At 68.7% G+C, this 13,827-nt stretch carries 13 protein-coding genes and 2 pseudogenes; 10 read left to right on the top strand and 5 right to left on the bottom strand.

The annotated features are described in order from the left end of the window. Positions 1–51 precede the first annotated feature (51 nt). Genes IE157_RS02735 through IE157_RS02725 form a run of 3 tightly spaced genes read left to right on the top strand, consistent with a single transcriptional unit; the run spans position 52 to position 3,833 of the window. A complete protein-coding gene (locus tag IE157_RS02735; RefSeq protein ID WP_193519033.1) occupies positions 52–1,233 on the top strand; it encodes a thiamine pyrophosphate-dependent enzyme in 1,182 nt (393 codons plus the stop codon). Next, positions 1,230–2,204 (top strand): alpha-ketoacid dehydrogenase subunit beta, encoded by a 975-nt coding sequence (locus tag IE157_RS02730; protein ID WP_064847424.1) that lies wholly within the window; start codon positions 1,230–1,232, stop codon positions 2,202–2,204. The genes IE157_RS02735 and IE157_RS02730 overlap by 4 nt, the downstream gene beginning before the upstream one ends. A 54-nt stretch (positions 2,205–2,258) precedes the next feature. Next, entirely contained in the window at positions 2,259–3,833 is a 1,575-nt protein-coding gene (locus IE157_RS02725; protein ID WP_193519032.1) for a dihydrolipoamide acetyltransferase family protein, read from the top strand. A 3-nt stretch (positions 3,834–3,836) separates the two neighbouring features. Here IE157_RS02725 and IE157_RS02720 read toward each other — a convergent pair whose 3' ends face one another. After that, positions 3,837–4,502: a DNA-3-methyladenine glycosylase I gene (locus IE157_RS02720; RefSeq protein WP_082943480.1), complete on the bottom strand. Its 666-nt coding sequence runs from the start codon at positions 4,500–4,502 to the stop codon at positions 3,837–3,839. 217 nt (positions 4,503–4,719) lie between these two features. Between IE157_RS02720 and IE157_RS02715 the strand changes: the two genes are divergently transcribed. Beyond that, positions 4,720–5,358: a hypothetical protein gene (locus tag IE157_RS02715; protein WP_193519031.1), complete on the top strand. Its 639-nt coding sequence runs from the start codon at positions 4,720–4,722 to the stop codon at positions 5,356–5,358. A gap of 58 nt (positions 5,359–5,416) precedes the next feature. Here IE157_RS02715 and IE157_RS02710 read toward each other — a convergent pair whose 3' ends face one another. From IE157_RS02710 to IE157_RS02695, 4 genes are all read right to left on the bottom strand, one after another. Continuing rightward, positions 5,417–6,442, bottom strand: coding sequence for a hypothetical protein (locus tag IE157_RS02710; RefSeq protein WP_064847421.1), 1,026 nt, complete (start codon positions 6,440–6,442; stop codon positions 5,417–5,419). Continuing rightward, a complete protein-coding gene (locus IE157_RS02705) occupies positions 6,439–7,746 on the bottom strand; it encodes a sensor histidine kinase (RefSeq protein WP_231885654.1) in 1,308 nt (435 codons plus the stop codon). The genes IE157_RS02710 and IE157_RS02705 overlap by 4 nt, the downstream gene beginning before the upstream one ends. Positions 7,747–7,765: 19 nt before the next feature. After that, positions 7,766–8,482 (bottom strand): LuxR C-terminal-related transcriptional regulator, encoded by a 717-nt coding sequence (locus IE157_RS02700; protein ID WP_064847420.1) that lies wholly within the window; start codon positions 8,480–8,482, stop codon positions 7,766–7,768. A gap of 63 nt (positions 8,483–8,545) precedes the next feature. Continuing rightward, complete coding sequence (locus IE157_RS02695; protein ID WP_098055077.1) at positions 8,546–9,511, bottom strand: hypothetical protein; 966 nt, start codon at positions 9,509–9,511, stop codon at positions 8,546–8,548. Between the two features lie 156 nt (positions 9,512–9,667). Between IE157_RS02695 and IE157_RS02690 the strand changes: the two genes are divergently transcribed. The 6 genes and pseudogenes from IE157_RS02690 to IE157_RS02665 all read left to right on the top strand — a co-directional run bounded on the left by IE157_RS02690 (position 9,668) and on the right by IE157_RS02665 (position 13,805). Then, the gene (locus IE157_RS02690) at positions 9,668–11,377 is read left to right on the top strand and encodes a long-chain-fatty-acid--CoA ligase (protein WP_193519030.1); all 1,710 of its coding nucleotides are present in this window, start codon (positions 9,668–9,670) and stop codon (positions 11,375–11,377) included. Positions 11,378–11,455: 78 nt separating this feature from the next. Next, positions 11,456–11,551: pseudogene (locus IE157_RS13050) on the top strand (hypothetical protein); the annotation flags it as partial. A 115-nt stretch (positions 11,552–11,666) separates the two neighbouring features. Then, positions 11,667–11,861 (top strand): AMP-binding protein, encoded by a 195-nt coding sequence (locus tag IE157_RS02680; RefSeq protein WP_193519029.1) that lies wholly within the window; start codon positions 11,667–11,669, stop codon positions 11,859–11,861. Positions 11,862–12,024: 163 nt separating this feature from the next. Further along, positions 12,025–12,372, top strand: coding sequence for an AMP-binding enzyme (locus IE157_RS02675; RefSeq protein ID WP_193519028.1), 348 nt, complete (start codon positions 12,025–12,027; stop codon positions 12,370–12,372). Positions 12,373–12,426: 54 nt separating this feature from the next. Continuing rightward, positions 12,427–12,807, top strand: a pseudogene (locus tag IE157_RS02670) (MFS transporter); the annotation flags it as partial. Positions 12,808–12,923: 116 nt separating this feature from the next. After that, positions 12,924–13,805: a LysR family transcriptional regulator gene (locus IE157_RS02665; RefSeq protein WP_064847414.1), complete on the top strand. Its 882-nt coding sequence runs from the start codon at positions 12,924–12,926 to the stop codon at positions 13,803–13,805. Positions 13,806–13,827 lie beyond the last annotated feature (22 nt).

Below are 13,827 nucleotides of genomic sequence, written 5' to 3'. Positions count from 1 at the left end.
GTGACGGTGGCGAGACGGCAGGCGAGGACAGCGGAAGGACCGACACCACCCATGGCATCACGCACCCACGCAGGCGCCGTGCCCAGCACGCTCCCGCGTCACCAGATCCTGGACGAACAGGGGGCGATCGCGGACGATGCCCTGTTGTCCCCGTACGTCGCGGACGTCACGGTCGAACAGTTGCAGCACCTCTACCGTTCCATGACCGGGGCGCGGCGCGTGGACGAGGAGGGTACCTCGCTGCAGCGTCAGGGCCAGCTCGTGCTGTGGGTGCCCCTGCGGGGTCAGGAGGCCGCCCAGGTCGGTTCTGTGTGGCCCACGCTGCCCACCGACCGGATCTTCCCGTCCTACCGCGAACACGCCGTGGCCTTAGAACGCGGTGTGGCGCCGTCCGATCTGATGCGGTTGTTCCGCGGCATCACGGCCGGGGGCTGGGACCCGGAGAAACACAACCTGAACCTCTACACCATGGTGCTCGCCTCCCAGGTCCCGCACGCGGTGGGTTACGCCATGGGAACCGCCCTGGACCGTAAGGCTGCCCAGGATGCGGGCACTCCGCCGGAAACCGACCCGGAGGCCGTCATCGCGTACTTCGGGGACGGTGCGAGCACCGAGGGTGAGATCCACGAGTCCATGGTCTTCGCGGCGTCCTACGACGCCCCTGTGCTGTTCTTCATCCAGAACAACCAGTGGGCCATCTCGGTCCCGTTCGCGACCCAGTCCCGCGTGCCCCTGGCCACGCGCGCGGCCGGTTACGGCTTCGAGGGGTTGCGCGTGGACGGCAACGACATCCTGGGCGTCGTCGCGGCCACGCGGTACGCGCTCGAGAAGATCCGCGCGGGAGAGGGTCCTGTGCTGATCGAGGCGGAGACCTACCGCATGGGGGCCCACACCACGGCGGACGATCCCACCAAGTACCGCGAACGGGACGAGGAAGAGCAGTGGGGCCACCTGGATCCCGTGGACCGGCTGCGGGCCCACTTGCGGGACGCCCACGGGGTCGAGGACGAGTTCTTCGAGGCCGTGGCGCGCGAGAACGACGAGATCGCGCAGCGCATGCGCGCGGACGTCCTGGCCATGACCCCGCCCCGGTTCGAGGACTCCTTCGCCAAGGCGTACGCCGAGCAGCATTCACTGGTGGACGCCGAACGCGCCGAGTACCTGGACTACCAGGCGGGCTTCGCGCCCCAGGACGAGATGGACGACCACGACACCCGAGGAGCCGGCGCGTGACACAGCTGACCGTGGCCAAGGCCATCAATGCCGGGCTCGCACGGGCCATGGAGGAGAACCCCAAGGTCATGCTCATGGGGGAAGACATCGGCTCCCTGGGCGGCGTGTACCGCGTGACCGAGGGGCTAAAATCCAGGTTCGGTGCGCACCGCGTGCTGGACACACCCCTCGGTGAGGCGGGGATCGTGGGCACCGCGGTGGGCCTCGCCGAACGCGGGTACCGGCCCGTGTGCGAGATCCAATTCGACGGGTTCACGTTCCCGGCGTTCAACCAGATCACGACCCAGCTGGCCAAGATCCACGCCCGCTCGGACGGGCAGCTCACGGTTCCCGTGACGATCCGCATCCCGTACGGAGGTGTGATCGGCTCCGTGGAACACCACTCGGAATCCCCGGAGGCGCTGTTCGCCCACACGGCGGGACTGCGCTTGCTCGCGCCGTCGAACGCGCAGGACGCCTACTGGATGTCGCAGCAGGCCATCGCGTGCGACGACCCCGTCATCATCTTCGAACCCAAGCGCCGGTACTGGCTCAAGGGCGAGGTGGACGAGAAGACTTCCCCGGGGGACCCGTTCAAGGCCTCCGTGATCCGCGAGGGTGAGGAAGCCACGATCGTGGCGTGGGGACCGCTCGTGCCGGTGGCGCTCGCCGCCGCCGAGGCCGCCCGGGAGGACGGGCGCAGCGTGGAGGTCATCGACCTGCGCAGCCTGTCACCCATCGACTTCGACACCGTCACGGCGTCCGTGCGCAAGACGGGTCGCCTGGTGATCGCCCACGAGGCCCCCACGTTCGGTGGTCTGGGCGGGGAGATCGCCGCGCGCGTCACCGAGCGTGCGTTCTACTCGCTCGAGGCTCCCGTGCTGCGCGTGGGCGCCTACCATCTGCCCTATCCTCCCGCAGCCGTGGAGGAGAACTACGTCCCGGATCTGGACCGGGTGCTCGAAGCACTCGACCGGTCCTTCGCCTACTAGAGCATCCACCCCACCGTGATCCGGCGCGGACACGGTGGCCCGGAGGGAGAAGTCATGTCCCAGGTATTCACACTGCCCGACGTGGGTGAGGGTCTGACCGAGGCCGACATCGTGGCCTGGAAGGTGTCCGAGGGGGACACCGTGTCCGTCAACCAGGTGCTCGTGGAGATCGAGACCGCCAAGTCCGTGGTGGAGCTGCCCTCGCCGTTCGAGGGCACGGTCCAGGAGATCCTCGTCGCGGAGGGGGACACCGTGGAGGTGGGCACGCCCATCATCTCCGTGAGCTCCGCCGACGACGCTCCCGCCGGTGCCACTGACCCCGGCTACACGGGTTCCGCCCCGGAGGACGGTCTGGCCGACGCCACCGCGCCCGACACCGCCGCGTCGACCGGTGAGGACGCCACGTCCGGTTCGGGGCGCAGCATGGACTCCGCCCAGGGCAAGGCCCTCGTGGGCTCGGGGCCCAAGGCGGACCCGGTGCGTCGGCGGCGTCGTACCCGCGTGGGCATGCGCACGGACGCCGAGGCGCCCCAGGGTCTGAGCGCCTCGACCTCCCGCGCCGACGACGCCGCGGGGCCGGCCGACGAGCGCAAGCACGGTTGGGCGGACCGGTTGTCCCGCACGGGACTGGGAAGTGCCGCCGTGGACCTCGCGGAGAAGGCCGGGAAGATTCGGGACCGCGGGGAGTCCTGGTTGAAGTCTCGGGACGAGGGTGCCGAACAGGGGCCCGCCTCGGCGTCGATCCCGCGCCGTCCGAACCTGGCCAAGCCCCCGGTGCGCAAGGCGGCCAAGGAGATGGGCATCGATCTCGCGGACGTGCAGGCCACCGGCGACGGCGGCCAGGTCACCAAACGCGACCTGCTCGCCTACGCGGCACACCTGCGCGAGGTGGAGGACGGCCCGGACACGTTCTGGACCCACACCGGCCAGCCGGCCAACGTGCGGGAGGAACGCATCCGCGTCAAGGGCGTGCGCAAGGCCACCGCCCAGAACATGGTCAAGTCCGCCTTCAGCGCGCCCCACGTGTCGATCTTCGTGGAGGTGGACGCCTCACGGACCATGGAGTTCGTCAAGCGGCTCAAGCAGTCCCCGCACTTCGAGGGTGTGAAGGTCACGCCGCTGTTGATCCTGGCCAAGGCCGTGATCTGGGCGGCCGCCCGCAACCCGCAGGTCAACGCCACGTGGACCGACACCGAGATCATCATCAAGCGCTACATGAACCTGGGTATCGCCGCGGCCACGCCCCGGGGTCTGCTGGTTCCCAACATCAAGGACGCGCAGGACCTCAGCCTCCGGGAGCTGGCGATCGCGCTGCACGAGCTGACGCAGACCGCGCGCGCCGGGCGCACCCAGCCGGGGGACATGCAGGGTGGGACGCTGTCCATCACGAACATCGGTGCGCTGGGCATCGACACGGGAACCCCCATCATCAACCCCGGTGAAGCCGCCATCGTGGCCTTCGGGACCATCAAGCAGAAGCCGTGGGTCGTGGACGGGGACGTCATCCCGCGGTGGATCACGACCCTGGGGGGTTCCTTCGATCACCGCGTGGTGGACGGTGACCTCTCCGCGCGGTTCATGGCGGACGTGGCCCGCATCCTCGAGGAACCCGCTCTGCTGCTTGACTGATGCTCAGCCGCCGTCGCCCGGCTCCGTGCGGAAGCACCCGGCGAGGTGGCCCGGTGCCCGGCCGATGCGCTGCAACCATCGGTAGGCGGTGACCGGGCCCACCAGCACGATGCCGTGGGATCGCAGCACCTGGGACAGTCGGCGGGACTCCGTGGAACTGTCCGGGAGTTCCAGCGCGTTGTCCGGCGCCGCTTCCGGGGCGTCACCCGGGAAGGGCACCCCGGCCTCCTCGAGCAGCGCGAGCCACCGGTCCATGTCCCAGTCCCGGCACACCTCCGCGTTGTGGATCACGGCCTCGATCTTGGCGCGGTTGCGGATGAGTTCGGCGTTGACGAGGAGGTCGTCCACGTCGTCCTCGTCGAACAGGGACACGCGGGCGGGTTCGAGATCGGCCATGTGGAGGTACCACGAACCGTGGCGCGCGGACTGCGACCACCGGGCCAGCCCCGAGTCCACGAGTTCCAGGGTGAGCGTGGCGAAGTACTCGTCCGCGCTCGAGGGGGCCGTCCCCCAGTCGTGATCGTGATCCGCGAGCGCCCCGGGTGTGCTCACGGCCCACGGGCAGCGCCCCAACCCGTCCCCGCAGTGCACCACCCGGAAGGCGGTGTGGGGCGTGGAATGTGAGGTGTCCTGGGCATCTGCCGAGGTGGTCTCCGATGAAGTCGTCATGGCAGCACGCTAGGGCGGGTGGTGTCCTGTGATCCGCGCTCGCGGGCCCCCGGGTATCACCGGCGTGTGAACCCGCCCGGCGGGCGCGCTGTGCAGGGCGATTGCCGCGGGGCGGGACCGTCGTGGATGAGGCGGGTACATGGTGGGCGGGGCCGGTCCATGGCGGGGTCCGGCCGGTGCGGGGGGGTGCTACAACTACAGCTTTTCCCAATTCGCGGTGGGTACGGACGCGAACGGGCTGACGGGCACAGCCATCTCGCAGGTGAACGCGCCGTCCGTCACGGTCACCACGAGAGTTGTCCGTGGCGGCAAAGCTGAGGCGGTGAATCCGCGCAGTGTCGGCCCGTCAACTGGGATGTACAGTTCGAAGTTCAACGGCAAGTTCGATTACCAAGGCGAGCAGAACGGCTACCCGACGAGCACAGCCCCTTATCCCATCTCCGGGCTCACCCAGGCATCTCCCGGGCTCGTGCTGAACATCGGGTACAACACGACCACCAGGGTGACGTTCGAATTCCCGGTCCCACTGACGTCGGCGAGCATCACCATCCTGGACATCACCCGGTTAAACAGCACCCTGTCGAGTGGCGCATACCAGTACACAGACACCGTGACGATCGATCAACCCTGGGTCATGACGGGGGACTTGACGTCCGCCAACGCGACGAGGGGTGCTGCGGGGGCCACCTTTTTTCGTTCGGCGGAGTACGTGAGTTCACAGACGAAAACGGTACGGAACGTCATGAGCACGAACACGACATCGCGGTTCTCGTCCCTGACCTTCACCTATACGGCGCCGGTCGCGGGCGGGTGGGAATTCCTCGCCATTCCCAGCATCAGCTTCTGCGTGGCCTGACCGGGAGACGCAGCGCCGCGGCGTCGTCATGCGGAATGCACGCTCGAGGCATCCGGGGTCAGAAAACGGAAACGGCCCCCGTGCCGTCTGCGATCTCCACGGCCACGGGATCGGCGTCCGGGTCCTGGGAGTCGTGGACGATGAACACCGCGGTGGGGTCACCCGGGGGCAGAGCCCGCACGGTCACGGCGCCGGAGCGGGCGTTCGCGAGGATCGCCGAGAGCTGCTGTGTGGTGGCTTCCAGAACCTCGGGCGACGGAGCACTGCCGCGCTCGTCCAGGATGTCCACGGTGATCCCCCGGGCACGTGCCGCGCGGGTGAGCTCCAGGATGTAGGGCGTCGCGATGGAGCGACCGCGGATACTGTCCCGCAGTTGGGCCTCGGTGAGGCGGAACTGCTGGACGTCGTAGTCGGTCACCTCGGAGGAATCCTTGGCGATCTGCTCCAGCAGCCCACCGGCCAACCGGCGGACCTCGTCCACCCGCCGGTTGGAGGCATAGCGCATCCCCTTCTCGGCCTCGTCGCGGCTGCGCGCGGTGGCCAGTAGGCGCTGGGTGTCCTGTCTGCCCCGCATGAAGAAGTCGTACTGCCGCTCGACCATCCACGTCACGAGCACCACGGCGATGCCCACCACGTGATATGCCTCGATGGGCATGATCACCCCGTTGACCACGGGCCACCGGCTCACGGACAACACCGTGACACCGAGCCACACCGCGAAGGCCCAGCCGGGGCGGCGTCGCATCCCCAGGCCGAACAACAGGGCGATAAACCCGAGATGGAACCACGGGGTCTGTCCCGCCTGCAGCGTCACGGGGGTCGCGGCGTAGCCCTGCTGGGCGGCCACCAGGAACAGGACGGACGTCAACGCGGTGGGGATCAGGGGGAACTGGGAACCGTCCCAGCGGGGTAGCGCGATGATGGACCCGGCCAGCGCGTAGTTCACCACGGACACGGCCAACTGCTCGGGTCGGATGGAATCCTGGAGGTAGCCCACGGCGGCCACGAAGGGTGCGCAGAATGCCGCCAGCAGGGTGAGGCGCATGTGGCGGTGGGCGAAGACCGCGCGCGTGGACCCGCTCATGCCGTCACGTCCTTGGGCCACACCAGCGTCACACGCGTCCCACGCCCCGGTGCGGTGTCCAGGGACACTCGTCCGCCGATGGACTCAAGGTTCTCCACGATGGACACGCGCACCCCGAGCCGCCGGTTGGGGACGTCGTAGTAGTTGAAGCCCCGGCCGTCGTCACTGATCGTGAACCGCAGGAAGAAGCCCTCGGGATTGGTCCCGCTGGCGGGGCACAGCTCACCCTCCATCGACACGGTCGTGTACTCACTGCCCGAGTGCCGGGCGCTGTTGGACACCGCTTCCGTCACGGCCTGGGTCAAACCGTGCGCCACGTCCGCGGGGACGAACACCCGCGGTTCGCCCACGGGCCGCATGGGTGCCCGCAGGTTGGTGAATCGCACACGTGCGCGCCACGGGGCGAGGGCCTCCATGAGCTCGTCCATGAGCACGTGGACCATCACGGTGTGGTTCGCGGAGGGGCGGTCGGACTCCTCGGCCAGGATGTCCAGGGCCCGTGCGGCGAGCTGGCGCGTGCGCTTGGGTAGGACACCCCGGGTGCGGGAGGCGTCCAACAGGGCGGCCATCACGTTGTCGTGGATCAACCGGTCGATTCGCTCCTGGTCGGCGGTCTCCGAACGGCTGCGCCGCAGCGCGAGCGTCTGCGACAAGGCCTCGGCGTAGGCGATGTCCATGCGCTCGACACCGTGCTTGCCGGCGGTGAGGACCACCACGAGCATGAGGCTGAACACCATGCGGGAGAGTCCCGCCGTGAGCCATGACTCCGGGATGGGCTCCGCGGTGATGAGCAGGGCGGAGATCAGGGCGTACACGCCCTCGTTCATGATCATGTACAGGATGGCGGCCGTGGGGCTCCACAGCACCGCCGCCGCTCCCACCGCCAGGATGATGAACCCCGAGATCCAGGGGTTCTGGGGCATGGGCTCACCCGTCCACGCGAGCGGCAGGGCCAGGATGGCCGCGGAGACCACGGCCGTGTAGGCCAGGAACACCCAGGGGCGCACGGAATGGCGCAACCCGTAGAACAGGGTGAGGCCGGGGAGCACCGCGAGCGCCAACAGGAAGATCGTGTACCACCCGTGGAGGGAGTGCTGCTGTTGCGCGAAGATGGGCAGCGCCTCGATCAGGTGGGTCACGGCGAACACGCCGAAGCCGATCATCGCGAACCAGTGGGCGCGGTAGGTGTTCAGCCCGAGCTCGTCCGGGGCGGTGGTCGCGAAGAAGCGCTTCCACCGCAACCGCGTGTTGACCGTCCGGTAGGAGCGGGCCCGGCCCTCCGGTGGCCTCCCCAGCAGGATCACGGGGTGTCCGGTGGGGGAATCACAGCTTCTTCTCGGCGCTCGCCACGTCGTCCTCGGGGTCCACGAGACCGTCCTCGATCGCGCGGATCCGCAGGTCGATCTTGGTGGGGGCCGGGCGCCCGATCCGCGCGTACTTCTCACGGATCCGGTCGATGTTGGTCTTCACCGCGGACTGCTTGATCCCCATGCGGCGGGCGACCTGCACCTGGGCGAACCCGGAGGCGTACAGGCGCAGGGTCTCGCGTTCGCGCGGGGACAGGGCGGCGCGGGAGAACTCGACGTCCCCGTCGATGGCCGCGGCCAGTTCCTTGGTGATCACGGGTTTGCCGTCCGCGATCGCCCGCGCCTCCTCGATGGCGTGCTCGAGCGGGTCCGATTTGCGCACCAACCCCAGGGCGCCGGCGCGCAGCGCCTCGCGGATCAACCCGGCGTTCTCGCCGATGCTGAAGATCAGCACCTTCATCCCGGCGCTGCGCAACCGTTCCACGTTGCCCGCCGGGCGTGACTTGTCCGCCAGGGACAGGTCCAGCAGGACGACGTCGCACTCGATGCGTTTCGAGCCCTGCGCGGTGAGGGCGGGATTCTCCGGGTCCCGGCCCAACTGGTCCAACAGGGTGGACACGGAATCCGATGACCCCACGAGCTTGACGTCCGCGAGCGATGTCATGGACACCAGACGCACGCCTTCACGGACCACTTCATGATCGTCGACTACGGCGACGAGTGTTGAAGGCATAGAAATTTCCTCCGTACTCCCCAGTGAGGACCCAGCCCAGACCCTCGACAGAACGGAAGTCTACTAGCTTATTGCATTCGAAACCGTCCAGGCGTCCACTTTACGGTGGTAGCGCATGCCCCACACCCCGCCCAGGACCGCGCCCGCGAGTCCCAGCAGCACGAGACCCGCGAGCGCGATGAGACCCATTCCCACATCGCTCCCGATCAGCTCCTGCGCGACCCAGCGGGGACCGGCCGCCGTGGCGGCGTCGGCCCACAGCAACACCGCGACCGAGGCGACGGCGCGCGCCAGCAGGGACCACAGCCACACGCTCACGCCCTGGGCGACCCCCGAGAAGCGCGCCATGCGCCCGGCCACGTACCCTCCCGCGATCATCGAGAGCAGTTCCACGACGCCCAGGACGGCGACGGCGATCCACGACTGCGCCGCCCCCGGCGCCTGCCATGCCCGGGCCAGGGTGTCGCCCGCTCCCCGGGTCACGTCGAGGCCCAGCTGGGGTCCCAGCAGCCCGGCGAGCGTGAGCAACAGGCCACCCAGTGAGATGGCCGTGAGCAGTCCCAACACCCCGGGGATCAGTTGCATACCGCCGAAGTGCTGGCGCTGCCGCCGCCGCAGTTCCTCCACTGTGGGCCGGGCCGCGGCGGTGGAGCCCTCCGGGCGCACCGCGGGGCGCATGGAGTCCCACGCGGCCTCGGCCGAGATCCGCTCGCTCGGGGGTGTGAGGTGGTCGTCGCCCACGGGGTCCGTGTTGCCGGAGCGCTCGTCCCGCGGGTGCAGGCGTCCGGAGGCGACGCCGGTGCGTCCCGTGCGCGGTGCCGTGTCCCGGGCGGGGGAGCGGACGTCGTCGTACGGGGAGACCGACGGCAGGGTGGCGGTGTCGCCGGCCGCGGCGTCGTCGTGCCGGACCCCGGGACGGGGGAGGGGGCGCGTGGCCTGGGCATCGCCGGCGGGGCTCACCCGGGAGGTCGGCTCGGTCCAGGGTGCGTTGCCGTCATCGAGAGGATCGCGAGCGGTGGAGGGGGACATGGAGGGCCTCGATTCGGCGGGGATTCCGGTGGCGGGTCCCCAGAAGTCTATCGAGACCGGGACCGTGGGACGGGTCCGGGACGCCGGGTGCGACGTCGTCGTGGGACGCGGGCGAATGTCCCACGGCGGGACGGGCGGGACGGTAGCCTCGCTGACATGGCTGAGACGAATTCCCGAGACTTCCTGGCGACCCGCCCGTGGACGGCGAGCTACGACCCCGGCGTTCCCCGAGACCTGGAGCTGCCCGAGACCTCCCTGGTGCACATGCTCGAGAAATCGGTGGCCCGCCACGGCGCGAAGACGGCGGTCGAGTTCTTCGGCGCGGGAATGACGTACGCGCAGCTCGGTGACCAGGTGCGACGGGTCGCGGAAGGACTGCGGCTGCTGGGCGTGCAGGCCGGGGACCGCGTGGCCATCGTGCTGCCCAACTGCCCCCAGCACATCGTGGCCTTCTACGCCGCCCTGCGGCTCGGGGCCATCGTGGTGGAACACAACCCGCTGTACACGACCCCGGAACTGCGCCACCAGTTCGAGGACCACGGTGCGCGCGTGGTGATCGCGTGGGACAAGATCGCCGCGAGGATCACCGGGATGCCCAAGGACCTGGCCGTCGAGCACGTCGTGGCCGTGGACATCACCGCGAGCATGCCCACGATGATGCGCGTGGGACTGCGCCTGCCCCTCAAGAAGCTCGCCGAGCAGCGCCGAGAGCTCACCCAGCCGGCCCCGGGGACCATCGCGTGGAAGTCCCTCGTGGACTCCGACCCGATCCGTGAGGACCACCCCCGGCCCGCGGCCACGGACATCGCCCTGCTGCAGTACACGTCCGGGACCACGGGCCTGCCCAAGGGCGCCATGCTGAGCCACCGCAATCTGGAGTCCAACGCCGTGATGGGCCAGCACTGGTTGGACAGCTCGTCCGACGAGGTCGTCTACGGCGTGCTGCCCCTGTTCCACGCCTTCGGGCTGACCCTGGGTGTCACGTTCGCGATGTCCCTGGGCGCTAAGCTCGTCCTGTTCCCCACCGTGCGCGCGGACCTCATCCTGCGGGCCATGAAGAAGAGCATGCCCACGGTGCTGCCGGCCGTCCCGCCCGTGTACCAGAAGGTGCTCGACGCCGCCGCTGAGCAGGGGAAGGATCTCACCGGCATCCGGGTGGCGGTGTCCGGAGCCATGACCTTGCCCGTGCCCCTGGTCGAGACGTGGGAGGACGCCACGGGCGGGGTGCTGATTGAAGGCTACGGCCTCACCGAGTGCTCCCCGTTGGTCGCGTGCAACCCCCTCAACGAGCACCGCCGTTCGGGTTCGATCGGCATCCCCTTCCCCAGCACGGACGTGCGCATGGTGGATCCGGAGACAGGTGAGGACGTTCCCGTGGACGCGGAGGGTGAGCTGCTGGTCAAGGGCCCCCAGGTCACGCAGGGCTACTGGAAGCGCCCCGAGGAGACCGCGAAACTGTTCACGGAGGACGGCTGGTTGCGCACCGGTGACATCGTGACGGTGGACCAGGACGGCTTCCTGCGCGTGGTGGACCGGATCAAGGAAGTGGTGATCACGGGCGGCTTCAACGTGGCCCCCTCCGAGGTGGAGACCGCCCTGAAACTGCATGACAGTGTCGCGGACGCGGCCGTGGTGGGCATCCCCAACGACGACGGCAACGAGACCGTGGTTGCGGCGGTCGTGCTGGAACCCGGGGTCACCCTAGATGAGGACGCCCTGCGCAAGCACTGCTACGACAAGGTCACCCGCTACAAGGTGCCGCGCCGGATCGTGGCCATGGACGACCTGCCCCGCACGATGCTCGGTAAGACCCTGCGGCGAGCGGTCAAGCAGGACATCATCAAGAACAACCTGTTGGACTCCTGACACCTCATCGGCCGGGATCAGCTCGGTCGGAACAACTCCTGCCGAACGGGCGTGCGCCACGGGGGCCGGGTGGCCTACATGGGGCTCAACCACCCCGCCCTGCTGGAGACGTTCTTCGCCGCGGGGTCGATCGGGGCGGCCGCAGTCCTGGTGAACCCCCAACTGCGGCAGGCGGAAGTGGAGTACATTCTGGGCGACTGCGGTGCCACCACCGTGGTCTTCGGGCAGGACCAACGCGAGATTGCTGCGGGCCTGGAGGCCGAACTGACCGGCGTGCGCTCGCTCCTGGGTGAGTGTGGACGGCGGCGGACCCGGGGAGGAGTACGAGCGGTTCCTGGCCTCCGGTTCCGAGGAGCTCGTGGACGAACCGGTGGAGCAGGACGACCTGGCCCTGATCATGTACACGTCCGGGACCACGGGCCGGCCCGAGGGTGCCACGCTCACGCACCAGGCAACCTCTTCTACCAGTACGTCAACACCCTGATCGGTCAGGACCCGCGCCAGGACGAGGACCACCTGGCCGTGGCGCCCCTGTTCCACATTGCCGGGCTGACCATGATGACGCTGCCCACATTCATGCTGGGCGGGACCATTATCATCCACCGTCAGTTCCGCACCCCGGACGTGGTGACTCCGGGGGCATCGCCGTGGAGGACGAGGACGGGTACCTCTACACCAAGGACCGCATGAAGGACATGTACATCTCGGGCGGGGAGAACGTGTACCCCGCGGGGGTGGAGAACGCCCTGCCGGGTCTCGAGGAGATCCAGGAAGCGGCCGTGATCGGTGTGCCGGACGGGCGTTGGGGCAAGACCGGCCGCGCGTTCGTCGTGCTGTTCGAGGACGCCCCCGAGCTGAGCGGGAACGAGATCCTCACCCGGCTGCGCGAGGGGCTGGCCACCTACAAGCTTCCCACCCGGGTGGAGGTCGTGGCCGAACTGCCGCGCACCACCACGGGCAAGATCCAGAAGAACGTCTTGCGCGAACGTGCCTGATCCCGAGGAATCACCATGTCATCAACCACCGCCCCGGGGACCGAGCTGCGGTCCATGGATCGCAGGCCGCAGGACAGGGAAGCGCACCGCGTGATCCTCTCCAGGTACCTGGGCTCCACCATCGAATACTACGACTTCCTGCTCTACGCCTCCGCCTCCGCGCTGGTGTTCCCGCACGTGTTCTTCCAGGACCTGGACCCGGTGGCCGGCGTGATCGCCTCCTACGGGACGTTCGCCGCGGGCTACCTCGCGCGGCCCCTGGGCGGTGCGATCTTCGGTCACTTCGGGGACAAACTGGGCCGGAAGAAGATGCTCATCCTGCCCATGTTCGTCATGGGTATCGGCTCCACGCTGATCGGGCTGATCCCGTCCTCCGCGAGCATCGGTTCGTGGGGTGCGATCCTGCTCATCCTGCTGCGCGTATTCCATGGCATCCCGGCTTCCGCCGGTGTGCACTTCGGCGTCGTCAAATTCTGACAATATCTATTTCTAATCCCTGTGATTATGGCTAAACTCCATATCAAGGTGGCGGACGCGGACCGGGGAGAACCATGGAGCTTCGACAACTCAACTACTTCATCGCAGTGGCGGAGGAGCGGCACTTCGGCCGTGCCGCCAAACGCTTGCACATGGCGCAACCGCCGTTGTCGCAACAGATCCGTCAGCTCGAGGAACAGCTCGGCGTCAAACTGCTGGACCGCACGACCCGGCGCGTGGACCTGACTCCGGCCGGACAGGAGCTGCTGGACCGCGGACGTCAGATCATCAACGAGGTGGAGACGCTCAAGGCGGACGTCTACCAGGTGGGCAACGGCGCCACCGGGGTGCTGCGCGTGGGCTTCTCGGGCTCGGCCACCTACAGCGTCATGCCGCGGCTCGTGCGCCACGCCAAGGAGCAGCTGCCCGGAGTCTCCCTCACCCTGCAGGGCGAGATGCTGACGCCAGCCATGGAGGCAGGACTGCGGGACCACACGCTCGACGCCGCGATCCTGCGCCCTCCCGTGGCATCCCAGGACATCGAGTACCGGATCGTGGGCCGGGAGAAGCTCGTGGTGGCCATGCCCAGCGACAGCCCCCTGGCGTCCGGGCGGCCCGTGGCGGCGAACGAACTGCAGGAGCAGAACTTCGTGTCCTACCCGCCGGGATCGGCTGTGTACCGCACCGTGTCCGAGATGTGCCGCCGGGCGGGCTTCCAGCTGCGCATCGCGCAGGTCACCCACGAGACCTCCACCATGCTCTCGTTTGTCGCGGCCAGCAGCGGGATCGCCGTGGTCCCCGAGTCTGTGCGGGCGCTGCAGCTCGAGGGCGTGCTCTACGCGGGTCTCGAGGATTCCCCCGTGACCGAGATGGCCGTGGCCTGGCGGCGGGACGACCGCTCGGCCCTGCTGGGCAATTTCCTGAACCTCGTCATGGACGTCACCGACCACGACTGACCCGAGCACCACCCGCTCAAGA

This window comes from Kocuria marina, from assembly GCA_014652975.1.
Classification (GTDB): domain Bacteria; phylum Actinomycetota; class Actinomycetes; order Actinomycetales; family Micrococcaceae; genus Kocuria; species Kocuria marina.
This window is presented reverse-complemented; position numbering and strand designations above follow the sequence as displayed.

Excerpts from the sequence above, each read along its gene's own strand:
- IE157_RS02695 (WP_098055077.1), bottom strand. The coding sequence starts at position 9,511 with ATGTCCCCCTCCACCGCTCGCGATCCTCTCGATGACGGCAACGCACCC.
- IE157_RS02665 (WP_064847414.1), top strand. The coding sequence starts at position 12,924 with ATGGAGCTTCGACAACTCAACTACTTCATCGCAGTGGCGGAGGAGCGG.
- IE157_RS02690 (WP_193519030.1), top strand. The coding sequence starts at position 9,668 with ATGGCTGAGACGAATTCCCGAGACTTCCTGGCGACCCGCCCGTGGACG.
- IE157_RS02720 (WP_082943480.1), bottom strand. The coding sequence starts at position 4,502 with ATGACGACTTCATCGGAGACCACCTCGGCAGATGCCCAGGACACCTCA.
- IE157_RS02735 (WP_193519033.1), top strand. The coding sequence starts at position 52 with ATGGCATCACGCACCCACGCAGGCGCCGTGCCCAGCACGCTCCCGCGT.
- IE157_RS02700 (WP_064847420.1), bottom strand. The coding sequence starts at position 8,482 with ATGCCTTCAACACTCGTCGCCGTAGTCGACGATCATGAAGTGGTCCGT.
- IE157_RS02725 (WP_193519032.1), top strand. The coding sequence starts at position 2,259 with ATGTCCCAGGTATTCACACTGCCCGACGTGGGTGAGGGTCTGACCGAG.
- IE157_RS02710 (WP_064847421.1), bottom strand. The coding sequence starts at position 6,442 with ATGAGCGGGTCCACGCGCGCGGTCTTCGCCCACCGCCACATGCGCCTC.